Annotated in this window: 22 protein-coding genes; 13 read left to right on the top strand and 9 right to left on the bottom strand. The window is 65.4% G+C overall.

The genetic code is table 11. The annotated features are described in order from the left end of the window. Positions 1-99: 99 nt before the first annotated feature. Positions 100-1,542, bottom strand: coding sequence for a DUF445 family protein (locus ABZW16_RS17245; protein WP_354956873.1), 1,443 nt, complete (start codon positions 1,540-1,542; stop codon positions 100-102). A gap of 234 nt (positions 1,543-1,776) precedes the next feature. On the opposite strand from ABZW16_RS17245, the gene ABZW16_RS17240 reads away from it, so the two are divergent. The 9 genes from ABZW16_RS17240 (at position 1,777) to ABZW16_RS17200 (ending at position 9,750) form a co-directional block, all read left to right on the top strand. Further along, positions 1,777-2,457, top strand: a complete 681-nt coding sequence (locus ABZW16_RS17240; protein WP_354956918.1) for a TetR/AcrR family transcriptional regulator — start codon at positions 1,777-1,779, stop codon at positions 2,455-2,457. A 190-nt stretch (positions 2,458-2,647) separates the two neighbouring features. After that, entirely contained in the window at positions 2,648-4,087 is a 1,440-nt protein-coding gene (locus ABZW16_RS17235; RefSeq protein ID WP_354956871.1) for an AarF/UbiB family protein, read from the top strand. Between the two features lie 32 nt (positions 4,088-4,119). Beyond that, the gene (locus tag ABZW16_RS17230) at positions 4,120-5,370 is read left to right on the top strand and encodes a saccharopine dehydrogenase NADP-binding domain-containing protein (RefSeq protein WP_354956869.1); all 1,251 of its coding nucleotides are present in this window, start codon (positions 4,120-4,122) and stop codon (positions 5,368-5,370) included. Between the two features lie 245 nt (positions 5,371-5,615). Beyond that, entirely contained in the window at positions 5,616-6,032 is a 417-nt protein-coding gene (locus ABZW16_RS17225; protein ID WP_354956867.1) for a hypothetical protein, read from the top strand. Positions 6,033-6,035: 3 nt separating this feature from the next. Next, a complete protein-coding gene (locus ABZW16_RS17220; protein WP_354956865.1) occupies positions 6,036-6,704 on the top strand; it encodes a hypothetical protein in 669 nt (222 codons plus the stop codon). Next, a complete protein-coding gene (locus tag ABZW16_RS17215; RefSeq protein WP_354956863.1) occupies positions 6,701-7,396 on the top strand; it encodes an ESX secretion-associated protein EspG in 696 nt (231 codons plus the stop codon). Before ABZW16_RS17220 ends, ABZW16_RS17215 begins: the two co-directional genes overlap by 4 nt. A gap of 20 nt (positions 7,397-7,416) precedes the next feature. Continuing rightward, positions 7,417-8,262 (top strand): polyphosphate kinase 2 family protein, encoded by an 846-nt coding sequence (locus ABZW16_RS17210; protein WP_354956861.1) that lies wholly within the window; start codon positions 7,417-7,419, stop codon positions 8,260-8,262. A gap of 145 nt (positions 8,263-8,407) precedes the next feature. Beyond that, complete coding sequence (locus ABZW16_RS17205) at positions 8,408-9,187, top strand: thioredoxin domain-containing protein (RefSeq protein ID WP_354956859.1); 780 nt, start codon at positions 8,408-8,410, stop codon at positions 9,185-9,187. Continuing rightward, positions 9,184-9,750, top strand: coding sequence for a vitamin K epoxide reductase family protein (locus tag ABZW16_RS17200; RefSeq protein ID WP_354956857.1), 567 nt, complete (start codon positions 9,184-9,186; stop codon positions 9,748-9,750). The genes ABZW16_RS17205 and ABZW16_RS17200 overlap by 4 nt, the downstream gene beginning before the upstream one ends. 6 nt (positions 9,751-9,756) lie before the next feature. On the opposite strand, the gene ABZW16_RS17195 is transcribed toward ABZW16_RS17200, so the two are convergent. Beyond that, a complete protein-coding gene (locus tag ABZW16_RS17195) occupies positions 9,757-10,878 on the bottom strand; it encodes a trypsin-like peptidase domain-containing protein (RefSeq protein ID WP_354956855.1) in 1,122 nt (373 codons plus the stop codon). Positions 10,879-10,984: 106 nt separating this feature from the next. Here ABZW16_RS17195 and ABZW16_RS17190 point away from each other — a divergent pair, with 106 nt between their 5' ends. Both ABZW16_RS17190 and ABZW16_RS17185 read left to right on the top strand, forming a co-directional pair. Beyond that, positions 10,985-12,037 carry an NAD(P)-dependent alcohol dehydrogenase gene (locus ABZW16_RS17190; protein WP_354956853.1) on the top strand — a complete coding sequence of 351 codons (1,053 nt, stop codon included), beginning with the start codon at positions 10,985-10,987 and terminating at the stop codon, positions 12,035-12,037. 107 nt (positions 12,038-12,144) lie between these two features. Further along, entirely contained in the window at positions 12,145-13,350 is a 1,206-nt protein-coding gene (locus ABZW16_RS17185) for an AI-2E family transporter (protein WP_354956851.1), read from the top strand. Between the two features lie 7 nt (positions 13,351-13,357). Here ABZW16_RS17185 and ABZW16_RS17180 read toward each other — a convergent pair whose 3' ends face one another. Beyond that, the gene (locus tag ABZW16_RS17180; protein WP_354956849.1) at positions 13,358-14,647 is read right to left on the bottom strand and encodes a condensation domain-containing protein; all 1,290 of its coding nucleotides are present in this window, start codon (positions 14,645-14,647) and stop codon (positions 13,358-13,360) included. Positions 14,648-14,771: 124 nt separating this feature from the next. Here ABZW16_RS17180 and ABZW16_RS17175 point away from each other — a divergent pair, with 124 nt between their 5' ends. After that, positions 14,772-15,347 (top strand): TetR/AcrR family transcriptional regulator, encoded by a 576-nt coding sequence (locus tag ABZW16_RS17175; RefSeq protein WP_354956847.1) that lies wholly within the window; start codon positions 14,772-14,774, stop codon positions 15,345-15,347. Between the two features lie 348 nt (positions 15,348-15,695). Beyond that, complete coding sequence (locus ABZW16_RS17170; protein WP_354956845.1) at positions 15,696-16,427, top strand: ZIP family metal transporter; 732 nt, start codon at positions 15,696-15,698, stop codon at positions 16,425-16,427. Between the two features lie 26 nt (positions 16,428-16,453). Here the strand turns inward: ABZW16_RS17170 and ABZW16_RS17165 are convergent, their stop codons facing one another. From ABZW16_RS17165 to aceA, 6 genes are all read right to left on the bottom strand, one after another. Beyond that, on the bottom strand, positions 16,454-17,347 hold the full coding sequence (locus ABZW16_RS17165; protein WP_354956843.1) for an LLM class flavin-dependent oxidoreductase: 894 nt from the start codon (positions 17,345-17,347) through the stop codon (positions 16,454-16,456). A gap of 95 nt (positions 17,348-17,442) precedes the next feature. Next, entirely contained in the window at positions 17,443-18,009 is a 567-nt protein-coding gene (locus ABZW16_RS17160; RefSeq protein WP_354956841.1) for a TetR/AcrR family transcriptional regulator, read from the bottom strand. Further along, positions 18,009-18,428, bottom strand: a complete 420-nt coding sequence (locus ABZW16_RS17155; protein WP_354956839.1) for a VOC family protein — start codon at positions 18,426-18,428, stop codon at positions 18,009-18,011. Before ABZW16_RS17155 ends, ABZW16_RS17160 begins: the two co-directional genes overlap by 1 nt. A 109-nt stretch (positions 18,429-18,537) precedes the next feature. Continuing rightward, entirely contained in the window at positions 18,538-20,844 is a 2,307-nt protein-coding gene (gene metE / locus ABZW16_RS17150; protein ID WP_354956837.1) for a 5-methyltetrahydropteroyltriglutamate--homocysteine S-methyltransferase, read from the bottom strand. A gap of 349 nt (positions 20,845-21,193) precedes the next feature. After that, a complete protein-coding gene (locus ABZW16_RS17145) occupies positions 21,194-22,063 on the bottom strand; it encodes a 3-hydroxybutyryl-CoA dehydrogenase (protein WP_354956835.1) in 870 nt (289 codons plus the stop codon). 368 nt (positions 22,064-22,431) lie between these two features. Continuing rightward, on the bottom strand, positions 22,432-23,721 hold the full coding sequence (aceA, locus tag ABZW16_RS17140) for an isocitrate lyase (RefSeq protein ID WP_354956833.1): 1,290 nt from the start codon (positions 23,719-23,721) through the stop codon (positions 22,432-22,434). Positions 23,722-24,233: the final 512 nt, after the last annotated feature.

The raw sequence follows: 24,233 nt of genomic DNA, 5'->3' as shown, positions 1-24,233 counted from the left end.
CACCTTCTGGCGGTTGTACGTTTCCAATTCTAAAGCAGAGTGCTAACTATTGCAAGCACTCTGTTAGCACCTTTCCAGCAAACATTCGGCGTGCTATGGTCAGCCGCCGAACAGCACCTGAGAAATCGCGTAGATCGCCAGCCCCGCCAGTGATCCCACGACCGTGCCGTTGATGCGAATGAATTGCAGATCTCGCCCGACCTGCACTTCGATCTTCTTGCTCGCCTCCTCGGCATCCCACCGGGCAACAGTATCGGTCACCAGCGTGGTGATCTCCGCGGCATAGTTTTCCACCAGATACCGTGCGCCGCGGTCGATCCACCCGTCGACTTTGGCCCGCATCTCGGCGTCGTCGCGCAACCGCTCGCCGAGCTGCTGCACGTTCTCGGCCACCTTGCGCCGCAGCGTGGAGTCGGGATCATCGGCTGATTCCAGGATCAGCCGCTTGGCCGCGCGCCACGTCGCCTCGGCCATTCCGGTGATCTCCTCGCGACCCATGATCTGCGCCTTGATCCGTTCGGCCTTTTTGATCATCGCGTCGTCGTGTTGCAGGTCGTAGGCGAATTCCTCGAGGAACCGATTCGCCGCGAGCCGGACCTCGTGTTCCGGATCGGCCCGCACCTTCCAGGTGAACTCGACCAGCTCCCGATAGATCTTTTCTGAAAGCAGAATGTTTACGAATTTCGGAGCCCATTGCGGCGCGTCCCGCAAAACGATCCGGTCGATCGTCTCCTGCGAGCTGAGCGCCCACTGGTGCGCGCGCTCGGCGAGCATGTCCAGCAGCGGCAGCTGCCGATTGTCGGCCAGCAGTTCGGCGAGCACCCGGCCGATCGGCGGACCCCACAGCGGTTCGGCGATCCGCTTGACGATGGTGTTGTCGATGACCTGCTCGACGTCCTCGTCCCGCAGCACCCCGACCACCGCGCGCAGGATCGTCGAACTCTCCTGGGCCACCCGGCCCGCATGTCCGGGATCGGCCATCCAGCGCCCGACCCGCCAGGAGATCTGCGCCGAATTCACCTTCGCCGAAACCACGTCCGGGGCAAGGAAATTCGAGCCGACAAAGGAGCCGAGGCTGGCGCCGAGCTGATCCTTCTTCTTCTTGATGATCGCGGTGTGCGGGATCGGCAGGCCCAGCGGATGCCGGAACAGCGCGGTTACCGCGAACCAGTCGGCGAGTGCGCCGACCATGCCCGCCTCGGACGCGGCCCGCAGGTAGCCGACCCAATCGCCGCCCGACCCGCGCGATTCCAGCCACCGGCAGAACAGATAGATCGCCGTCGCGAACGCCAACAAGCCGGTGGCCAGCGCCTTCATCTTGAACAGGTCGCGGCGCTTGCCCTCGTCGTCGACGAAGGCCGCGAAACTGGTCGGCCGCGCTGGCGCGTCGAGCACCGCGGTATTGGAGCCGGGCCCTTCGCTGGCCCGCCCGTCACCCACCGCTGCCCGCGCCGTGCGGTCTTCGGCCGATTGCGCCGGTCCGGCCGCCACCACCTCCACGCCCGTCGTTCGCGCTGTTGTGTTGCCGGGAGCTCTCTCCATGACACCCATTCTGCTGCGTGTCGCGGACTGACCTCCGGCCCGATCGCAAGCGACATGCAACCGACACCGAGCGGTCGGATTGTGTGCAACCTGTCGCAACCACTACCCAAACGCGCATGTTGGTCGTTGCCTGGACCTAAGCTGGTGGTTCCAGGATGCCGAACAACCGAGGGAGTCACGCTGTCCACCGAAGACCTTGTCGATGTCGGCGAGCTCGCCGAACGACCGGCAGCGGTGCGCACCGGCCGGACGGACGGTCGCAAGCGCCGATGGCGACAGCACAAGATCGACCGCCGCGAAGAGCTGGTCGACGGCACCCTCGCGGCTATCCGCACGCGCGGCAGCAATGCGGGCATGGACGAGATCGCCGCGGAGATCGGCGTCTCCAAGACCGTGCTGTATCGGTACTTCTCCGATAAGAACGACCTGGTCCACGCGACCATGCAGCGATTCATCGAGACCACCCTGATGCCGCGGGTGTACGAGGCGATCAGCCTCGACGCCGACGAGTACCACCTGGTGCGTTCGGCGCTGGCCGCCTATGTGGGCACGGTCGACGAGGACCCCGAGGTCTACCGGTTCATCATGGGCAACGGCTCGACCGATCAGTCCTCACTCGCCGAATTCGAGAAGCTCTTCGCCGACGTCGTCACCACGGTCATCATCGATCGCAGCGCCGAGCACGGCTTCGCGACCGAAGGTGCGCTGCTGTGGTCGTATGTGCTGGTCGGCGGCATCCAGTTGGCTACGCACTGGTGGACAACGGATAAGGCGATGTCGCGCGAAGAGGTCATCGACTATCTGACCATGATGGCCTGGAGCGCCATCGAGGGAATGGCGCGCGCCGGTGGTTCCCGCGAGATCTTCAACGCGCAGCCGCACATCCTGCCCAAGCCGCCGCAGACCGGTGCCTGACCGCTAGCTGGCGGTCGCCGACCTGATCAATTGCCCGACTTCGAGCCGCTAACAGGCCGCTAGCTGGGGCGCTAGCTGAAATAGTGACGGCGGTCTCGACATTGCCGCATCGTTGGCTACTCTGAAGCCCGAGCGGTGCATGGGTGTCCCACATCACCGCCCTCGCGTCGGCACCAATGGAGGTCCCTCGATGGCGAAGCAAGTGCCGACTTCTCGGCTTGCTCGTGGCACCAAACTGGGTGCGGTGGCAGCCAGTTCGGTCATCCGAACCCAGCGCACGCGGCTATCGATGCGGGGCAGATCGGCGGCCGTGCGCGCGAAGATGGCCGAGGAATCGATGATCCGCACCACCGAACAGGTGGTCATGGTCCTGGGGACCATGAAGGGCGTGGCAATGAAGCTGGGCCAGATGATGTCGGTACTCGATCTCGACCTGGTGCCCGAGAGTCATCGGGAGCGCTTCCAGAAGCGACTGGCCGTGCTACGCAATGCGGCGCCGACGGTGTCGTTCGAATCGATGCGGCAGGTGATCGAGGAGGATTTCGGCCAACCGCTGGATGCGGTCTTCGCCGAATTCGAGCCGGAGCCCATTGCCGCGGCCTCCATCGGGCAGGTGTATCTCGGGCGACTGCGCGACGGACGCCAGGTCGCGGTGAAGGTGCAGTATCCGGGCATCGACGCCGCGGTGCGCGCGGATCTGAAGAATCTGGCCATGTTCCGGCGCGTGCTGCAATCGGCGATGCCGTGGGTGACCCCCGCCGTACTCGACGAGTTGCGGCTGAATATGGAGAGCGAACTCGACTACCACGCCGAGGCCGATACCCAATTGCAGATCGCCGAGCTCTATGCCGGACATCCGTTCATCATGGTGCCGCGCTCACTGCCCGAACTCAGCACGACGCGGGTGCTGGTCAGTGAATATGTGGCGGGCAAGGGATTCGAGGAGATCCGCCAGCTGCCCGCGGCCGAGCGCAATCGGATCGGCGAGATCATCTACCGGTTCTATGTCGGTTCGCTGTTCGGTTTCAATGAGTTCTGCGGCGACCCGCATCCCGGAAATGTGCTGCTGGCCGATGACGGCCGGGTCGGCTTCCTCGACTTCGGTCTGTTCAATCGGATGGATCCCGAACATGTGCGATTCGAGACGATCTGCCTGCGCGCGGCGGCCGAGGATCGCGCGGAAGACCTGCGGCAGTTGATGATCGAGCGCGGTGTGATCGACTCGCCCGAGGAGATCGGTGCCGAGGAATGCCTGGAATATGTGCTCGCGGCCTCGGAATGGTGTCTGGTCGATGAGGAGCTGACCATCACACCGGAGCTGGCCAGCGGTGCGTTTCTGCTGGCGGTGGATCCGCGGGCCAGTGAGTTCGCCGGAATGAAACAGCAGAATCTGCCGCCGGAGCACCTGTTCTCGCGCCGCGCCGACTTCCTCACCTTCGGCATGCTCGGCCAGCTCGAATGCACTGCGAACTGGCACAAGATCGCCCGCGAATGGCTCTACGACGAACCGCCGGTCACCGAATTGGGTAAGGCGCACCGCGAATGGCTGGTCGAGCATCGGCCGACGCCGACCAAAAAGCCGCGGCCGCGCGCGAAGAAGTCCACCGCGCGCGGTTCCGGCGCGCAATAAGGTCCACGACAGCAGCTATCGAACGGAAGACCATGACAGACAACCGAGAATTCGACCTAGTGCTGTTCGGCGCAACAGGTTTCGTCGGCAAGCTCACCGCACAGTATCTGCTCGGCGCGGCGCCCGCCGAGGCGCGCATCGCGCTGGCGGGGCGCTCGCTCGACAAATTGACCACCGTCCGTGACGAACTCGGCCCGGCCGCGGCGAATTGGGGTCTGGTCGTTGCGGATTCGACCGATCAGGCCGCACTCGACGCATTGGCCGCACAGACCACCGTCGTGGTGACCACCGTCGGCCCGTACCTGCGCTACGGCCTGCCGCTGGTGGCCGCGTGCGCCAAGGCCGGTACCCACTACGCCGACCTCACCGGTGAGCCACTGTTCATCCGCGACGCGATCGACAAGTACCACGAGCAGGCCGTGGAAACCGGTGCGAAGATCGTGAATTCCTGTGGCTACGACTCGATTCCCTCCGATCTGAGCGTGTACCAGCTGTACCGGCGCACGGTCGCGGACAACACCGGCGAGCTCGAGGACACCACCCTGATCGCATCGCTGAAGGGCGGGGTCAGCGGCGGCACCATCGACTCGGGCCGAGCCATGATGGAGGCCATCGCCGCCGACCCGGCGAAGGGTTCGGTAATGAGCCACCCGTACTCGCTGAGTCCGGACAAGTCGATGGAACCCGATGTGGGCCGCCAGACCGATCAGGCGCTGCAGCGCGCGAGCACCATCGATCCGAGTCTGGACGGCTGGGTCGGCACCTTCGTCATGGCCGCGCACAACACCAAGATCGTGCGCCGCACCAACGGTCTGCTCGGCTGGGTCTACGGCAAGCACTTCCGCTACCGCGAGGTGATGAATGCGGGCAAGTCGGCCACCGCGCCGCTGGTGGCCGCCGGAATGGCGGGCGGCATTGTCGCGACGATGGCCGCGGGCGCGGTACTGTCGCGAGTCGCGGTGGGGCGCAAGCTGCTCGACCGAATCGTGCCGAAGCCGGGTACCGGGCCGAGCGAGCAGGCGCGCACCAGTGGGTGGTTCACGATGAAGACCTACGCGCGTACTTCCTCGGGTGCAAAATATGTCGCCACCTTCTCCGGCACCGGCGATCCCGGATACCAGGCAACCGCGGTAATGCTCGGCCAGGCCGGACTGTGCCTGGCCTTCGATGGTGCGAAGCTGTCCGAGTTGGCTGGCATCCTCACCCCCGCCGCGGCAATGGGCGATGCGCTCACCGATCGGTTGCGGGCGGCGGGGATGACCATCGAGGTCGAGCGCATGTGAGCCTGGCACGCCCCACCATGAACGCCACTCGTCCGCGTAGTCGTCGCTGACTCGCGGACGGGTGGGTGGACCACCTCGCGGCCCGTACGGCCGATACCGCGGCGGGGCAGGGTAATTGGAGATCGTGCGCCACATCACAATGGCGCGCGGCCGGGGCCGGGGCCAAGCCAGGTACACAGGTCCCTACCGAGCGGTAAAGTGCCGACCGAGTGCGGTGGGTGGACCGAGCGAAGGGGGCGACCCAGATGGCGGTACCTGATACCGGGCAGCGGATGGCCAGACGGCTATACGCCGCCGCCACCGGGACCAGCGGCGGCGAACCCTTCGAATTGGCGGCGGATGTCGCCGAAAACCTCGCCGCCGCATGCGACAAACTCGTCGACGATCTGCAAAAAGCCACCGCCAACGGACATTTCGTGACCGAGGTCAACGGCTTTCCCGACCTACCGACCGGACGCGGTCTGGCAAGGGGCTTCGCCGACAAAGGCACCCAATTCCTCGACACGATTACCGCATTCCTGGAAACCGCCCTGCTGTACAAGGCCGCCTACCTGGCCGCGGGCAAGCGATTCGAGGATGCCGAGGCCGCCAATCGCGCCGCACTGCAACTGATCACCGACTACCTGGAGTCGGGCGATCAGGTCGGCGACGGAAGTCACTGAGCCATGGCAGATTCCGCAACCAAGGCCACCGCCGACGCCATCCGGGCCCAGCAGCGCGCCCTCGCCGACTCCGCCGGATCGGCAAGCGGCGGAACCGATCCCGCCTACGCACCCGAGCGCGAACTGTTCGGCGCCTATACCCATCAGGAGATCTGGGATCTGGTGCACGAGGTCATCGATCCCGTCGCGCTCGGCCGGATCGCCGATGCCTGGCGCGCCAATGCCACCGCGGTCGCCGAGGCGTTTCAAGCGTTTTCCGATGCGACCAACCGTGAATTCGCGCACTGGACCGGCCGTTCGGCCGACGCCGCTCTGCGCGCCACCCGCGAATTCGTCCGCGCCGGCGCCGAGACCCATGACGTCTGCCGCGCGGTGCAGCGCCTGATGGAACTCAATTCCGATGCGGCACAGGTCATCCGATCGGCGATTGCGCCGCCGTCGCAGTATCGTGCACTGGAAGATCCGGCCGCCGAAGCCATTCACGGCGGACAACGCAGGATGGACCACGACATGGCCGCTGCTACGGCGCAGGCCGATGTCCAGGACACGATGACCTATGTCTACAGCCCGACCATGCCCGCCTCCGGCGATCGTGTCCCCCGGTTCACCCCACCACCAAACGGTCCACAGATCGCGCGGCCGAACCCCGGCGGTGGGGGCGGCGCACGGTGAAGTGGATATTCACCCCGGACGAGTTCACGCACGTCTGGGAAAGCGAAACGAGCCTCGACCGCCGTCCCTATCCGGTCAATCTGGCGCCTGCCGCCACGGTCCGCACCGAATCCGAGCACACCGCCCTGCGCCTGCATCAGCGCTTCGCCCGCCAGGCCGACGTGGATCTGGCCGCCGCGCTGATGCTGTGCGCGCGCACCGATGCCACCACGATCACCATCTCCGGTGAATCGGGCGGCAAGCGGATCCTGGTGTTCGCCGCGGTGGTGCACAACCACGCGGGCATCCTGGTCGCCGATATCGACAAGGTGACGGTGCGCATGTGCCACGCCCGCAGCCTGGGCAAACAGCTGATCGAGATCATCGGCTCGGCCCAGCCCGGCAAGCTGGCACCGATGCGGGAACCGCAGGACGCGGTGCTGAACTCCGACGGCGACGCGGCCGCGAGCAACGGCCATCGCCGCGCCGCCCGATTCCGCCAGACCCTGCGAAAACCGGTGGACGGTCGCGGATTCATCACCGTGACCGTGGAACCCGAGAACCCGATGTCGCCACCCACTCGCCACCGCAGCTGGCTCGACTTCACCGGCGACGGACGCTATCTGCTCACCACCTCGCACGATCTGGCCCTGGCCCCGGTGACCGACGAGGAATTCGCCGACCAATTGCTTCGCTTGGCCCAGATCCGCTGAGCGCGCCATACGATATTCGAATGGCGAAGAAATGGTCTCTGCCGCCCATCGAGGCCCTGCGGGCCGACGGTTTACGCATCGCTGATCTCGACACCTCCGGCACGCCCGGATACAAAGGCGATAAGGCACAGGGCCTGGAACTGCTGACCGAACGCACCGCGGTACTGGGGGATCTGCAGGAAAAGCTCTACGCCAGCGGCCGTTCCGGCGATACCCGCAGTGTGCTGCTCGTACTGCAGGGCATGGATACCGCGGGCAAGGGCGGCATCGTCCGCCATGTCATCGGTTCGGTGGATCCCCAGGGCGTCGACCATGCCTCATTCGGGGTGCCGACCGAGGAAGAGAAGCGCCACCATTACCTCTGGCGTATCCGCAAGGCACTGCCGCGTGGCGGACAGCTCGGTGTCTTCGACCGCTCACACTATGAGGACGTGCTGGTCGTACGGGTGCACAACCTGGTGCCGCCGGAGGTCTGGGAGCCGCGCTACGACGAGATCAACGCCTTCGAGCGGGAACTGCTCGACGAGGGCACCACGCTGGTGAAGGTCGCCATGTTCGTCTCCCTCGACGTGCAGAAGGAGCGGCTGCGCGAACGCCTGGAGCGACCGGACAAGTACTGGAAGTTCAACCCCGCCGATATCGATGAGCGCGGCTACTGGCCCGCCTACCAAGAGGCCTACCAGGTGATGCTGGACCGCACCTCGACCGACTACGCCCCCTGGCACGTCATCCCGGCCGACCGCAAATGGTTCTCCCGCCTCGCAGTCACCGAATTGCTCATCGATGCACTGGACCGGCTCAAGCTCGACTGGCCCCCGGCGCTATTCGATGTCCAGGAGCAGCAACTGCGCCTAGAACAAGCCTGAGCACGCGTTCTGCCGGGGCCAAGGTTCCTCTCAGGTTGACCACGGATGATGTGGGCCGTGCCCGTCCACGCCTTGGGTGAGTTCCGGATCTACCATCGTGGCGGCAGAGAACCGGCAGGCAAGCGAAAGGCGTGGTGAACGCACGGTGAGCAATAAACCGGGTGGTAAGAAGAATCCGCTCTTGGCGGCGGAGCGCGCCGACCGCAACCGCAAGATCCTCATCCAGGTGGGTGTGGCCGTCGTGCTGATCGGGCTGATCGCCGCGATCGGCATCGGTATCGCGGTAAAGAACTCCAAGAAGAACGATTTGGGCGCCACCCCGTCCATCGCAGCCACCGCCGCCCAACTGCTCAACGGCGGCACCGCGACGATCACCGATAACGGCGCGATCCGCATCGGCAAGCCGGATGCGAAGGTCACCATCCGCGTCGTCGCCGACCTGCAGTGCCCGGCCTGCAAGGCCTTCGAGGCGGCCAATTCTCAGGTGATCAAGGACGCCGTCGACAAAGGCACCGCCGTCGTCGAGTACAACGTGATCTCCTTCCTCGACAAGGCCTCCACCACCAAGTACTCCTCGCGCGCGGCCAATGCGTCCTACTGTGTCGCCCAGACGGATCCGTCGAAGTACCTCGGCTGGCTGACCACCATGTTCGAAAAGCAGCCCGCCGAGGGCGGCACCGGTCTGACCGACGATCAGCTGATCGAGATCGCGACGGGCGCTGGCTACACCGATGCATCGGTGGCGCAGTGCATCAAGGACAACAGCTACAACAAGTACATCGAGGCCAAGACCAACGATGTGATGAAGAGCGGAATCCAGTCGACCCCGTCGGTCTTCGTCAATGGCAAGCAGATCCAGTCCAGCCAAGAGCTGATGACCCTCGGTGGCCTCGCACCCGCGATCGCCGCCGCAGCCGGCCAGTGAACGACACCTCCGCCAGATCCGCCTGGGTGCTGCTGATCGGCGGGCTGGCTGGCTGGCTCGCCTCGGTCACCCTGACCATCGAGCGGTTCAAGCTGTTCACCGATCCCGGCTACACCCCCTCGTGCAGCATCAATCCGGTTCTGTCCTGCGGGAATGTGATGACCACCGAGCAGGCCGCCCGGTTCGGATTCCCCAATCCGATCATCGGCATCGTCGGCTTCTCGGTGGTGGTCACCCTCGCGGTACTCGCCGTCTCCGGGGTGCGTTTTCCGCGCTGGATCTGGGGCGGGCTGTGGGTGGGGACCGTGCTCGGCACGATCTTCATCTGCTGGCTGATCTTCCAGAGCCTGTACCGGATCGGCGCGCTGTGCCCGTACTGCATGGTGGTGTGGGCGATCATCACCCCGCTGCTGGCGGTGGCGACCGAACAGGTGTGGGGTGGTTCGCGCGGCCCGCTCAGGGTGGTTGTCGAATGGCGCTGGACTTTTGTGGCGATGTTCTACGCGGTGGTGCTGCTGCTGGTCTTCCTCAAGTTCCAGGATTACTGGCTGTCGCTGGTCTAGGCGAGATCAGTTCGGTGTGCCCAGCGCGAGCACCACGCTGACCGTCCGGTGCGCACCACCCACACCGGTGACGCCGAGCAGCACGGTGTCATCCGGCTTGTGCACATTCATGGCGGCCCGCAACGCCTTCGCATTGGTGATGTCACGGCCGTCGATCGAGGTGATCACATCCCCGTCGATGAGTCCTGCCGCATATGCCGGTAAGCCGTACAGCGCGACATCGACCCGGGCCCCACTGGGTTTCGCATCCGAGATCAGCACGCCGAGCGTCGCCGTCGGCCCGATGTGCACCGTCTCGGTGGGTGTACCGGAACGAATCTGGTACACCACCCGCATGGCCGTATCGATCGGCACCGCATAGCCGTTCGGTGTGCGTCCGACCTCACGCGCGGTCTCCCCCGATGCGGCGGTGATGACGCCGACCACCGTGCCACCGGGATCGGCGAGCGCACCACCGGACTGTCCCGCAGTGACGGGCGCGGCGATCTCGACCATTCCGGTCAGCGACTTGCGGGTCAGATCCGAGGTGTTGAGCGCGACGATCGTGCTGCTCAGATCGGTGATATCGCCCTGGACCGAGGTCGGGGTGCCGCCGGTGCCGCCCGCATTTCCAATGGCCAGCACCTGCTCGTGTATGCGCAGATCGGCGGAGTTGCCGACGCGCGCGATCATCAGCTCGGCCGCGCCCGAAAGTTCCAGCAGCGCGATATCCGCGCTGGAGTCGTAGCCGAGCACCCTCGCGTCGTAGACGGTGCCGTTGCCGACATCGGTGACGGTCACCGTATCGGCGCCCTTCACCACGTGATGGCTGGTCAGCACCTGGCCGTCGGTGGTGAGCACGATCCCGGATCCGGCCGCACCGAGCCCGAACGGGCGCGAGGAGGTGCTGATATTCACGAGTGCCGGTTGCACGGCCTGCGCGACCGCCGCCGGATCCAGCGGTGGCAGCGGTTCGAGCAGGGCGGATGCGGAGTCGTCCGCGCCGGACGGCCAGGTCCATTCCGACAGCTCACCGCGGCAGCCGAAGAAGGCCGCGACCGCGAGCACGAGGGCGAACAACAGCGCGAGCGCGCGCCCGCCGCCGCCGACGCGCTGCCCCTCGGGCGCGCGGTGCCGTTCGTCGTCCATCGTCTCCGCCTCCGGCTGGGCCTTTGACCAGTTCCATTGTGGCCAGGAGATGTCCAACAGGCGCTGCGTTTGGCAAACCTGCGCATCCGACGGTAGGCATGTACGCATGAGCGTTGCTGCCGCGTATGCGATGTCCGCGCCCGAGGGGCCGTTCGAGCGGCTCGTCATCGAGCGGCGCGAGCTCGGGCCGCGCGATGTGCTGATAGATGTCGCGTACGCGGGCATCTGCCACTCCGATATCCACATCGCCCGCGATGAATGGGGTAGGACGAAGTACCCCTGCATCCCCGGCCATGAGATCGCGGGCATTGTCGCCGCGGTCGGCTCCGAGGTGACCAAGCATCGGGTCGGCGACCGGGTCGGCGTCGGGTGCATGGTCGACTCCTGCGGCGTCTGCGGTCCGTGTCTGGCCAATGAAGAGCAGTACTGCGATAACGGCGCCACCATGACCTACAACACCCCGGTGGACCCGTCCGTTCAGCCCGGTGGTCACACCTTGGGCGGCTACTCGACCCGGGTCGTGGTGACCGAGAACTTCGTGCTGTCCATTCCGGAGGGCATCGGACTCGATGTGGCGGCGCCGCTGCTGTGCGCGGGTATCACGGTGTTCTCCCCGCTGCGGCACTGGAACGCGGGACCGGGCAAGCAGGTCGCGATCATCGGCATGGGTGGACTCGGACACGTCGGGGTGAAGATCGCCGCGGCAATGGGGGCCGAGGTCACCGTGCTGAGCCATTCGCTGAGCAAACAGGACGACGGCAAGCGCTTCGGCGCGCAGCACTACTACGCGACCGGTGACAAGCAGACCTTCCGCGATCTGCGCAACCGATTCGACCTCATCCTCAATACCGTCTCGGCCGACCTGCCGATCGACAACTACCTGCGGCTGCTGAAACTGGACGGCACCTTGGTGATCCTCGGCATGCCCGAAAACCCGTTGAGCGTCAGACCTTTCACCATCGCCGGGTACCGTCGCGCGCTGGCGGGCTCGATGATCGGCGGCATCGCACAGACCCAGGAGATGCTGAACTTCTGCGCCGATCACGGGATCGGCGCGGAGATCGAACTGATCTCGGCCGATGAGATCGACGGCGCGTACGACCGGGTTGTCGCCAGTGATGTGCGGTACCGGTTCGTGATCGACGCGTCGACGATCTGATACCGACACTTCGGGGGCATATTCGGTGCGCGCGGCCGAGTCGAGTCGTGCGGCGGACGCGCGCATGTCGTTGCGCGAATTCGTGTTCGGTTCAGTAGCTTGGCGGTGTGCCTGCGGATGAAGATCGAACGCCGCCCGCCGAAACGGCGGTGGTTACCGCCGATGTGACGGCGGGGCCGCCGCCATGGCTGTTGCGGGCCTTCCTGCTGGCCGCGGCGACGGTGGCCGGGCTGGTATTCGGCTTCTGGGTGCTGCAGAAGTTGCAGGGATTTCTGCTGGTTCTGCTGGTTTCGCTGTTCCTGGCGTTCGCCATCGAGCCCGCGGTGAATTGGCTTGCCGCGCGCGGAGTGCGGCGCGGGCTGGCGACCGGGTTGGTCTTCCTGCTGCTGACCGCGGCCACCGTCGCATTCGTGTGGACGCTCGGCGCGCTGCTCATCGATCAGGTCACCACGTTGGTCAAGAACGCGCCCAATAATGCGGATCAGGTCATCGGCTGGGTCAATCGCACCTTCAAAACCCATCTGTCCAGCGACGATATCCAGAAGTACCTCGGTGAGTGGAGTTCCACCATCGACCGCTATCTGGTCGGACTGGCGGGCAATGCCTGGGGCATCGGCACCGCTGCGATCGGTGCCATCTTCCAGGCCCTCGGCGTGCTGCTGTTCACCTATTACTTCGCCGCCGACGGACCGCGATTCCGCAATGCGGTCAGCTCACTGCTGCCGCCGAACCGCCAGCGACATGTATTGCGTGCCTGGGATATCGCCGTCGAAAAGACCGGCGGCTACATCTATTCGCGCGCGCTGCTCGCGCTGTGCTCCACGATCGCGCACTATGTCGCACTGCGCGTGCTCGATGTGCCGTCGGCATTCGCGCTCGCACTGTGGGTCGGCGTTGTCTCGCAGTTCATCCCGACCGTCGGCACCTACCTCGCCGGTGCGCTGCCGGTGCTCGTCGCGCTGGTACACAACCCATCCAGCGCGCTGTGGATTCTGGGCTTCATTGTGGTGTACCAGCAGTTCGAAAACTATGTCCTGCAGCCGAGAATCACCGCGACCACGTTGGATATGCATCCGGCCGTCGCATTCGGCGCGGTCATCGCGGGTGCCGCGATCCTCGGGCCGACCGGTGCACTGCTGGCGATTCCGGTCACCGCGACGGTACAGGCGTTTGCTGGCGCCTATATCCGTCGCTACGAGGTCGAAGCGGATACCGACGCCGATAAGACCGAGCGGCCGCCGAAGAAGCAACGAAAGTGGATCCGGCAGTTGACCATTCGTTTCACCGGCAGCAGGCGGCCGCCGACCGGATAACACCAGGCTATGCGCCGCCGATGCCCTGGAGTGCGGCGATCAGCGCCAGACCGATCTTGCCCAGCTGCGCTCGGCTGTGGTGCGCGGTGTCGTATTCGACCTGAATCGTGAGCCGTTCACCGACCGTGAACATGGTCAGCTTGGGTGGCATACCGGGGCCCATCGCATACACATCGTCGCGAATGATCCGGATGCCATCGGGGGTCGAATGTGCGGGCAGGCGACCGATATTGGAGATGGCGAGGGTCGGTGCCGCGGACAGGATCGCGGCGGTCGGCTCGTCCGGTACGCGTTGCGCCGCGAGTAGGAAGACCGCCGCTTCGCGCCGCTCCTTGGCGGCGCGCATACCCGCAGCCACCTGGTGCGCGACCTCGATCGGGCTCGAATCGTGCGAGACCATCGCGGGAGTGCCCACGCCCGAGGCGCAGTTGAGCATGGTGCTCGCGGGCAGATCCACCTCGGACCGCACATCAACGGCATGCCCGCAGAACATCGGCAGCGGGCCGGTAGGCGGCTCGAGCTGGGACCGGAATGCGATCAGGCCCGCGCCACCGAGCAGGCTGTTGACCGAAAGATCGTGTGCGCGAGCCGTATCGATGAGCACCCGGGTTTCCTCGGCGTCCAGTTCGATGCGCTGTACCGCGAAACGACCGAGCGGATCGACACGGCTGCCGTCCACCGGCAGGGTGCGCGGGGCGGATTCCGGCCCCATGGTCGCGGCACCGGACCGGAGCTGGTCGAGCCAATCGGCGACCTCCGTGTCCGAGATGACCTCGCCGAGTCGGTCATCGATCGCCTCGGGCAGCCCCTGGTCCGAATCCGATTGCGGCAGTGCGGTCCCCGTCGCGTGCGCGGTGTAGCGCTGCCACATCTGCTCGAGCAGTGCGAAAGCCGATCTGCCGTCGGCGATGCCGTGATGAACGACCAGGACGATCTGATCACGATCGCGGTCGCGCAGTAGATGGGCGCGGAACAGGCCGTCGCGCCAATCCCGTGGCCCGTTCACCAGATTCAGATATTCGGCTTCGCCGCCGTCGGCGACCTCGAGGCGCGGTCGGTATGCGTCGTCTCGAACGAAGTGCAGCACATTCTCCGCATCGGCCACCGGCCTACTGCGCAGCAGCGGATGTGCGGCCGACAGTTCATCGAGTACGCGACGCAGGATTTCGATATCGAGCGAACCGTGCACGGTGGAGCCGATGAACAACGGCATATCGCCGGTCGGCACGCTGCCGAGCCTGCTGCCGGAGTCGAAGTAGGTCAGCTCGAAGGGGGAAATCGGTCGCTGCGTGGTCATCTCGTACCTCATGTGTCGGAACGGGCGGTGCCCTCAACATACATCTGTTTCAAACGCTTGTCACAGACAAATGTTTGAAACATTCGTCACAAACAGGTGTATGCCGGACTGATAGGGTGCGGCTGTGGGAACCCGAGAAGATCTACTCACCGCGGCCAAGCAATGCCTGGCCGAACGCGGTTACGCGCGCACCACCGTGCGCGATATCGTGGCCGCGTCCGGCAGCAACCTGGCCGCCATCAACTACCACTTCGGCACCCGCGACAAGCTGCTCAATCAGGCGATGATGGAGTCGAGCGCGGCCGCGGTGCAACAGATACTCGAGTCACTGCCCGACCGCGCCGGCGCCGATCCGGCCGCCCGCCTGCACGATTTCCTGCAGCGGCTGATCACTTCGTTCACCGAGAATCCCGCGGTGTGGTCGGCCAATGTGGAAGGTCTTGCCCAGGCGCTGCACTCTCCCGAACTGCGCGCCGAGTTCGGCTCCGCGCAGGCCGCGGCGCGCACTGGACTCGCCGAACTGTTCGGCCTGGTCGAGCCGGACTCTCGAATCGGCGATGTCCTGCAGACCATGATCGGCGGCCTGCTGGTCCAACATCTGGTGGACCCCGATCACGCTCCCACCGCTGCCGATATCACCACCGGACTGCGCGCGATCGCCGCGTTTCTGCCCCCGACTCGGCCACGGCCCGCGCCGTAGCCGCAGGGGAACGAGCGTAAACACCCTGGCCGCAGGCGAAGGACGGCGAACGTGATGTCCTACTGCTCGCGCACGCTCGGCGAATGCAATGCCCCAGCCGCACGCCGCACGCTCGGCGAACGTAATACTCCAGCTGCACGCGCACGCCCGGCGAACGTAATACTCCAGCTGCACGCGCACGCCCGGCGAACGTAATACCCCAGCCGCACGCGCACGCCCGGCGAACGTAATACCCCAGCCGCAGCCGCCTACCCCGCGAACGTAATGCCCAGACCACAGGCTCATACCTCGCGAACACGCAGGCCGGATATCGCATTGTGCTGCGGACCGGTGGCAGATGCTGGACCGATGGCGATTCTGCTTGCGCTGGTTTCGATGTGCTCGACGCTGGTCGGCGGGCTGGTGGCGGTGCGGATCGGCGACCGCAGACATCTGGTGCTCGGGTTGGCGGCGGGCGTCATGTTGGGGGTTGTCTTCTTCGACCTGCTGCCCGAGGCATTGGCGCAGCAGGGGCACAGCGCACTCGGGGTTCCGCCGGCGCTCATCGCCACTGTGGTCGGCTTCGTGACCATCCACGTGATCGAACGCGCGGTTGCCATCCATACCGGTCACGAACGCGAATTCGGTGCACACAAGCACGGTTTCGAATCCGTCGGACTACTCGCAGCGGCCGGGCTGATCTTCCACAGCACCCTCGACGGCCTCGGCATCGGTCTGGGCTTCCAGGCCGGGGCCACCGTCGGCGTCGCGGTCGCCATCGCCGTCATCTGTCACGACTTCGCCGACGGCTTCAACACTTTCACCATCACCACCCTCTACGGCAGTGCCCGCAAGCGCGCCATCACCCTGCTCGCCCTGGATGCGATCGCACCGGTCGTCGGCGCGGTAATCGGTACCGTCATCCGTCTTCCCGCCGAAACCGTCGGCCTCTACCTCGGCTACTTCGCCGGTTTCCTGCTCTACCTGGCCACCGCCGATATCCTCCCCGAGGCACACGCCGAACACCCCTCCCGCCTGACCCTCGCCTGCACCGTCACCGGCGCCACCTTCATGCTCGCGGTCGCCGCCCTGAGCCACTGAACCCCCGTGTCGAACGCGCCACGGGATCAACGCCTTTCGAGTTGTGGCAGCACCTCATGGGCGAGCCAACTCATCGCGTCGGCGAATGCAGGAGCCGGTACCGGCAACCAGACCGAGCAGGCGTCGAGTCCGGCGTCGGATAGCGCGCCGAGTTCGTCGGCAATGCTCGCGGCCGATGGTCTCGGGCCGCCGAGCAGCCGTCCGGGATCACGGTCGATGGCATCGAATCCCGGTGGGACCACGAATGCCACGGAGGTCAGTCGCAACGGTTTCGGTTCAAAGCCCGAAGCCTCGGCGAGTTCGGTGAGCCGGTTCCGGATTCGATGCAGCTCGGCGGGATCGGCGACCGCACCGTGCCACGCGCTGCCGAAGCGCAAGGTTCTACGCATCGCGGCATCACTTTGCCCGCCGACCCACACCGCTGGTCCACCGGCCGTGTACGGCGCGATGCCGATGCGCGGCTCGGCCGCACCCCGCCACAACGATGTGAGCAATTCCAGATGCTCGTCGGTGCGGCGTCCGCGCGCACCAAATGCCACTCCGACCGCATCGAATTCACTTCGGTCCCAACCTGTCCCGACACCGAGCGTGAACCGGCCACGCGACAGCCGGTCCAGCGTTGCGGTTTGGTGTGCCAGCACGACCGGGTTGTACAGCGGCAGGATCAGCACGCTGGTCGCGATGCCGATGCGCGAGGTCGCACCCGCGATCGCCGACAACATGATCAGCGGATCGTGGGTGACTCCGAGCTCGCCCGCGAGCACATGACTGCCCGCAATAATGTGGTCGAAGCCCAATTGTTCTGCGGCACGGGCTGTTTCGACGATGTTATCCAGGTCGGTTGCGGCATCGGGCCATAACCGATGCGGTGCGATGCCGAGTCGAAGGGTTCTCGCGTCAGCCGGTGCTCCTGAGGACATGCTGTTGGGCTCCCGATTGCAGTATTGCGGCGTAGGTCACCGGATCAACATCGGGAACCGGGCGGTTCATCCCGCACGCTGCGGTGGGGCAGCAGTCAGTGGGCCAGCACGCGGAGCACGGCGTCGACCGATTGGTCGGCGAGGTGGTCGGTCAGCGGTAGGTGACCGAAGAGGGCTCGGTAGTAGATCGGGGCGACGAGGGCGTCCAGAACGAAATCCAGGTCGGTGTTCGGATCGATTTCGCCACGGCGGATCGCTGATCGCAGTGCGATAGCGGTGGTATGTCTGCGCGGTTCGAAGACCGTGGCCAGGAAATGCGCGCGTAGGTCCGGGTCATTGGCGAGATCGGCCACCAGAGCCGGCAGTACGTGGCTCAGTGAGGTATCGCGCAGTGCCGCAACCAGATTCCGCACTGCGATGGTCAGGTCGGCGCGCAGGTCACCGGTATCGGGCGTTGGTTGCAGTCCCAGCAGGTCGGCCACGACATCGACAACCAGGTGCCGTTTCGATGGCCAGCGGCGGTAGATCGCGGGCCGGTGCAGACCGGCCCTGGACGCTACCCTGCCGATGGACAGTTCGGCATAGCCGTTCTCGTCCAATAGCTCTCGGGCCGCCGCGAGGATCGCGATATCGATTCGGTCTTCGCGGGCGCGGCCGGGCATCAGAACACCGGACGTGGCATGAGTACAACGCGCCAACCATCCGGATCGGGGAAGGTCAAGCCACCATTGGCGGCCCAGTACGGATTCTCGGCGGGGACGGGCTGCACCCCGAATTCGCCGAGTCGCTGTGCCACGTCGAACATCTGCGATTCGTTCGAGAAGTACAGCACCAGTAGGTTTTCCGCACTGGGCGCCGTGCCGGGACTGCCGTCCACATGCGTGGTGAACTCCAGGTGATATCCGGTCCCGGGCAGTCCGAGCATTACTCCGTCATAGCCCGCGTGGTTTTCGAATCGGTAGAGCTCGCGCAGTCCTAACCCCTCGACGTAGAACCGCACGACCTCCGCCAGCCGATCGGTGGGCCGGGCAATACGAACCTGCGCCACCGGCAACGACTCGGGCCAAGCCTGATCAGCCATGCCTCAAGGATACGGTACGGACCGTACCGATTTGAATATGTCGTCGATCACGCCCAGCGAAAAGCCGCCTCCATATCGCGAGATATGAAGGCGGCCTTCTTCTTCGGTGCTACTCCGCCGCGGCCGCCCGCCGCCTGACCCGGCGCGCCGCCGCGACCATATTGCGCAGCGAGGGCTCCAGCTGCCAGTAGTGACGGGTCTTCAAACCGCCGTCCGGATTCGCCCACAGCCGTTCCGGCGTCACGGCTGCGGCTGCGGCGGTGAGCAATTCGTCGAGCTCATCGATGTCGGGAATGCGCGCCGAACGGCTTTCGTAGACACCGGGACCGACACCGTGGCTCAGGCCGTGGCCCGAGGCGGAGTCCTCCTTGAGCGCCTTCAGCACCCATTCGATCGAGCGGGTGGCCACGATCGCGGTGACATCGGCATCGAGTTCCTCGATCGCATCGACCACCTCGGTGCGCCCGGAATAGCCGATATGCGTGTGGATCTGGGTATCCGGCCTGACTCCGGAGGTGGCCAAGCGGAATGCCGCGACCGCCCAGCGCAGGTATTCGGCGCGCCCCGCCGGGCGCATGGGTAGCAGCTCGCGAATGGCGGGCTCGTCGACCTGGATGATCGAAATGCCGGCACGTTCGAGATCGACGACCTCATCGCGAATGGCCAGCGCGACCTGGTCGGCCGTTTCGAAGAGCGGCTGGTCCTGGCGCACGAACGACCGGGCGATCATGGTGACCGGACCGGTGACCATGCCCTTGACCGGCCGATCGGTCAGCGACTGGGCGTAGCTGATCCACTCGACCGACATCGGCGCGGGCCGCGAGACATCGCCGTAGATGATCGGCGGTCGCACACAACGCGATCCGTACACCTGCACCCAGCCGAAGTGCGTGGTCGCGAAGCCGTCGAGCAGCTCGGCGAAGTACTGGATCATGTCATTGCGCTCGTGTTCGCCGTGCACCAGCACATCGAGCCCGATGTCCTCCTGCAGGCGGATCGTGGCCTCGATCTCGGCCTCGATCTTCTTGCGGTATTCGTCGTAGGACAGTTTGCCCTGGCCGAGGTCGTAGCGGGCCTGGCGGATCCTGGCGGTCTGCGGGAACGAACCCAGTGTGGTGGCGGGCACCAGCGGCAGATTCAGCTTGCGCTGCTGGGCTTCGCGACGCACCTCGTACGGTTCGCGGGTCCGCATATCGGGCGTGATCGCATAAACCCGTTGCCGCACTGCATGTTTCTGCTTGAAGTGCACCTCGGTCGGCCGTTTGCGCCACTTGTCCGACGGTCCCTCGGTGAGCGCCTTGGCCAGCGAAACCACCTCGCCCACCTTCTGCCGCGCGAAGGCGAGGCGGTCGGCGACATGGCCCTCGATGTCGTATTCGGCGAGCACGTCATAGGGCACGTGCAGCAGCGTCGTACCGGTGGACACCACCAGATCGGGGCACACCTCGGCCAGCTCGTTGAGGTATTCCAGCGTCACGTAGCGATCCGCGCGCCAGACATTGAGGCCGCTGATCACCCCCGCGTACAGGCGCTTGCGCCGAATGCCGGGAACCGCGGCGAGCTCTTCGGGCTGGATCCGATAGCTGGCCAGATCCAGTCCGATGGCCTCGACATTGGTCTCGGCCAGAATCCGCAGCGCCTCACCGAAATCGCCGTACTGCCCGGTGACCAGCATGCGCGGACGCAGCGCTGCCGTCGAAAGCCGTTGGTAGGCCCGCTCGAAAGCAGCCAGCTCGGCCGGGGTGCGCTCACTGGTGAAGCACGGCTCGTCCAACTGCACACAGGTGGACCCGCGCTTGGCGAGGATCTCGAACAGCTCCTCGTACACCGGAAGCAGCTTGTCGAGCAGACTCAGCGTGTCGAAACCGCCTGCCTCACCGGGGATATGGCCCGCCTTGGACAGCAGCAACAGCGACACCGGACCGACGACCACCGGGCGCAGCTCGATATCGCGAGCCTTCGCGCGGTCCCATTCGTCGAGCAAAGCCTCCGGGTGCAGCGAGAATTCGGTGTTCTCATCGAGTTCGGGCTGGCGGTAGTGGTAGTTGGTGCCGAACAACCGCACCAGCTCCAGCGGCGGCAGATCCGGGCGGCCGCGCGCCATCAGGAAGTAGAAGTCCAGCGGGTGCAGTTCGTCCCGGAACGGCTCGAACCGCGCGGGCACCGCACCGAACAGCAGCGCATTGTCGAGAATGTGGTCGTAGAAGGAGAAGGTATTGCCCGGCACCTGGGTCAGACCGGTGGCGGCGAGACCGTTGTACTGCCGCTCCTGGATATCGCGCCCGACCGCGAGCAACTCGTCACGGGAGATCCCGCCGTGCCAGTAGCCCTCGAGCGCCCGCTTGAGTTCCCGATGCGGCCCGATCCTCGGGTAACCGAGAATGCTCGACCCGTAACCGTCCTGGACGTTGACCATGAGCGGGGTACTCCCTTTCGATCACCTGCGCGGTGTCCTCGACCCAGACCCCGCAACAGCGCTGCGCTCTCGGTTTCGGCCGAGCCGCTAGTCAAGACCCGACCTTCTTGCAGCCTATGCCGATAACGGCACCGGCTTTGTCTGATTTGCGGCGCCTACGGCACCGGGTATTCGGGGCCCCGTATCTCGCGACCGAGTGGTCGAGACTCGCGACTACGTACGTCGAGTCGCTTCGACCGCCGCGGCCGCGAGACGGGCCAACGTCGCTCGTAAGGCTCACTCGTCGGGGTTGCTCGCGTGCCGACGCAACCACCATCACGATGCCGAGACCAGGAGCGACGCGATCAGATCAAACCTTGTACTGGTAGAAGCCCGCGCCGGTCTTCTTGCCGAGCAGTCCGGCCTCGACCATGCGCATCAGCAGCGGCGGCGCCGAGTACAGCGGCTCCTTGAACTCCTGGTACATGGAGTCGGCAATGGACTTCACGGTGTCGAGGCCGACCAGGTCGGTCAGTGCCAGCGGCCCCATCGGGTGGGCGCAGCCGAGCACCATCGCCTTGTCGACGTCTTCCTTGGTGGCGAAGCCGGATTCGACCATCCGGATGGCCGAGAGCAGGTACGGCACCAGCAACGCGTTCACCACGAAGCCGGAGCGGTCGGCCGAGCGCACGACCTGCTTGCCGAGCACATCGCTGGCGAAGGCCTCGGCGCGCACGGACACCGCCTCGCTGGTCTTCAGCGTGGTGACCAGCTCGACCAGCGGCAGCACCGGCACCGGGTTGAAGAAGTGCATGCCGACCACGCGCTCCGGGTTGGCGGTGGCGACCGCGATCTTCATGATCGGGATGGAGGAGGTGTTGGAGGCCAGCACCGCGTCCGGATCGGTGACTACCTTGTCGAGTTCGGCGAAGATGGCGGTCTTCACCTTCTCGTCCTCGAGCACCGCCTCGACCACCAACTGGCGGTCGGCGAAATCGCTGAGGTCGGAGGTGAACCGCAGCCGCCACGCGGCCTGTTCGCGTTCGCGCTCGGTGATCTTGCCGCTGCTCACGCCACGGTCCAGCGAACGCAGGATGCGAGCGCGGCCCGCCGCGGCTAGTTCCCGAGTCTGCTCGTAGACGAGCACGTCGATATGCGCCCTGGCACACACCTCCGCGATTCCCGCACCCATCTGTCCGGCACCGATGATGCCGACGCGCTGAATCTTCTCGCTGCTCACGTCCCGCTCCTGCTGTTTTTGTCTGGCTGTCGGGTGGCTGGTGGCGAAGGCCGCTCCGATAAGAGCCGACCTTCGATGGTCCAAGGTATAGGGATGCCCTCCCGGCTGGGGCTGTTCAGCCGGGAGGGCGGTACACCCCTACTGGAGTAGAGGATTAGCGGTATTCACGTCGGGAACCTCATTCCCTGAAGCGAGCACCCGGTTCAAGCTCCGAAACTGCCTTAGCGACAACCACGGAGGGAGTCTTACGACCGACCGTTCGCGGCCGGCTCGCTTCCGAGTACTCGAAGCGCATGCGCCGAAGGCGCGAGTCTCGAGTGCTCGGAAGCGAGCCTTCGGGGCCGCGAACACGCCGTGCGAAGGCGCGGCTAGTGAAATTGCCCCTCTTCGGTGGAACCCCTCAGGGCCGCCGTCGAGGTGTTCGGGTCCACGGTGGTGGCGATGGTGTCGAAGTAACCGGCACCGACCTCACGCTGGTGCTTGATGGCGGTGAAGCCACGCTCGGCGGCGGCCTTGAACTCGCGCTCCTGCAGGTCGACGAAGGCGGTCATACCCTCGCGGGCGTAGCCGTAGGCCAGGTCGAACATGCCGTAGTTGAGCGAGTGGAAGCCGGCCAGGGAGCTGAACTGGAACTTGAAGCCCATGGCACCCAGCTCACGCTGGAACTTCGCGATGGTCGCGTCGTCCAGGTGCGCCTTCCAGTTGAAGGACGGCGAGCAGTTGTAGGCCAGCAGCTGGTCCGGGAACTCGCCACGGACGGACTCGGCGAACTTGCGGGCGACCTCGAGGTCCGGCACGCCGGTCTCCATCCAGATGAGGTCGGCGTAGGGGGCGTAGGCCTTGGCACGCGCGATGCACGGCTCGATGCCGTTCTGCACACCGAAGAAGCCCTCGGCGGTGCGGGTGCCGTCCAGGAACTCACGGTCGCGCTCGTCCACGTCCGAGGTGATCAGGGTGGCGGCCTCGGCGTCGGTGCGCGCGATGATGACCGAAGGCACGTCGGCGACGTCGGCCGCGAGGCGCGCGGAGGTCAGGGTGCGGATGTGCTGCTGGGTCGGGATCAGCACCTTGCCGCCCAGGTGGCCACACTTCTTCTCGGAGGCCAGCTGGTCCTCCCAGTGCACACCGGCGGCACCGGCGGCGATCATGGCCTTCTGCAGTTCGTAGGCGTTCAGCGCGCCACCGAAACCGGCCTCGGCGTCGGCGACGATGGGGGCCAGCCAGTTCTGGACCGAGGTGTCGCCCTCGACCTTGGCGATCTCGTCGGCACGCAGCAGCGCGTTGTTGATGCGACGCACCACGGACGGCACCGAGTTGGCCGGGTACAGCGACTGGTCCGGGTAGGTGTGGCCGGACAGGTTCGCGTCACCGGCGACCTGCCAACCGGACAGGTAGATGGCCTTCAGGCCGGCGCGGACCTGCTGGACCGCCTGGTTGCCGGTGAGGGCGCCGAGGGAGTTGATGTAGTCCTCGTTGTTGACGAGGTCCCAGAGGATCTCCGAGCCACGACGGGCGAGGGTGGCCTCTTCGACGACAGTGCCCTGCAGCTTCGACACCTGCTCGGCGGTGTAGTTGCGGGTGATGCCCTTCCAGCGCGGGTTGGTGTCCCAATCCTGCTGGATCTCGGCAGCGGTCTTCGGGGTGCCGACGTTCGACATCTCTGACTCCACTTCTTCGTTTCGGTGCCCCACGGTCGAGCATCACTCGAACTGCTGTGGCGGCAATTTGCAGGCTTGCTAGGCCCATGGGGTGTACTTCCACACGATGGCACACCAGGAAATAGCCGTCTACCTGTTGCAAGTGTGAATCCCAGCTAGGTTTCGACAGGCCTTTGCTAACTTTGCGAAATTAGCCCGCAAATTGCACGCGTGAAACCTACCCGCCGGTAGCGCTGACATGCGGTTTTAGCGTAACGCCCGTACTGTTAGAGATCGCACCGGGTACGGCCATCCGACGCGCCCGGCATTCCGTGCTGTGAGGACCTTCACACGCACTTATGTGGCCGCCGCCACCTCCCAACGAGTGACCGAGCACACGATCGGGCAGACTGGTGCGACATCCGAACTCTCGGGCAGGCATCCAGTTCACCGCTGGACGCCCGATAGGCAAAAATGACATAGACCTTTTTAGCTTTTTGTTCTAATATTTGAACTTTATTCGCTAAATCTTT

The sequence above is a fragment of the Nocardia sp. NPDC004604 genome, assembly GCF_040609795.1.
Lineage (GTDB): Bacteria > Actinomycetota > Actinomycetes > Mycobacteriales > Mycobacteriaceae > Nocardia.
This window is presented reverse-complemented; position numbering and strand designations above follow the sequence as displayed.

What these genes read in the sequence shown, in the direction of transcription:
- ABZW16_RS17245 (WP_354956873.1), bottom strand. Translation starts at nt 1,542, where the DNA reads ATGGAGAGAGCTCCCGGCAACACAACAGCGCGAACGACGGGCGTGGAG.
- ABZW16_RS17235 (WP_354956871.1), top strand. Translation starts at nt 2,648, where the DNA reads ATGGCGAAGCAAGTGCCGACTTCTCGGCTTGCTCGTGGCACCAAACTG.
- ABZW16_RS17230 (WP_354956869.1), top strand. Translation starts at nt 4,120, where the DNA reads ATGACAGACAACCGAGAATTCGACCTAGTGCTGTTCGGCGCAACAGGT.
- ABZW16_RS17225 (WP_354956867.1), top strand. Translation starts at nt 5,616, where the DNA reads ATGGCGGTACCTGATACCGGGCAGCGGATGGCCAGACGGCTATACGCC.
- ABZW16_RS17220 (WP_354956865.1), top strand. Translation starts at nt 6,036, where the DNA reads ATGGCAGATTCCGCAACCAAGGCCACCGCCGACGCCATCCGGGCCCAG.
- ABZW16_RS17210 (WP_354956861.1), top strand. Translation starts at nt 7,417, where the DNA reads ATGGCGAAGAAATGGTCTCTGCCGCCCATCGAGGCCCTGCGGGCCGAC.
- ABZW16_RS17195 (WP_354956855.1), bottom strand. Translation starts at nt 10,878, where the DNA reads ATGGACGACGAACGGCACCGCGCGCCCGAGGGGCAGCGCGTCGGCGGC.
- ABZW16_RS17190 (WP_354956853.1), top strand. Translation starts at nt 10,985, where the DNA reads ATGAGCGTTGCTGCCGCGTATGCGATGTCCGCGCCCGAGGGGCCGTTC.
- ABZW16_RS17180 (WP_354956849.1), bottom strand. Translation starts at nt 14,647, where the DNA reads ATGACCACGCAGCGACCGATTTCCCCCTTCGAGCTGACCTACTTCGAC.
- ABZW16_RS17170 (WP_354956845.1), top strand. Translation starts at nt 15,696, where the DNA reads ATGGCGATTCTGCTTGCGCTGGTTTCGATGTGCTCGACGCTGGTCGGC.
- ABZW16_RS17165 (WP_354956843.1), bottom strand. Translation starts at nt 17,347, where the DNA reads ATGTCCTCAGGAGCACCGGCTGACGCGAGAACCCTTCGACTCGGCATC.
- ABZW16_RS17160 (WP_354956841.1), bottom strand. Translation starts at nt 18,009, where the DNA reads ATGCCCGGCCGCGCCCGCGAAGACCGAATCGATATCGCGATCCTCGCG.
- ABZW16_RS17155 (WP_354956839.1), bottom strand. Translation starts at nt 18,428, where the DNA reads ATGGCTGATCAGGCTTGGCCCGAGTCGTTGCCGGTGGCGCAGGTTCGT.
- metE (WP_354956837.1), bottom strand. Translation starts at nt 20,844, where the DNA reads ATGGTCAACGTCCAGGACGGTTACGGGTCGAGCATTCTCGGTTACCCG.
- aceA (WP_354956833.1), bottom strand. Translation starts at nt 23,721, where the DNA reads ATGTCGAACGTCGGCACCCCGAAGACCGCTGCCGAGATCCAGCAGGAT.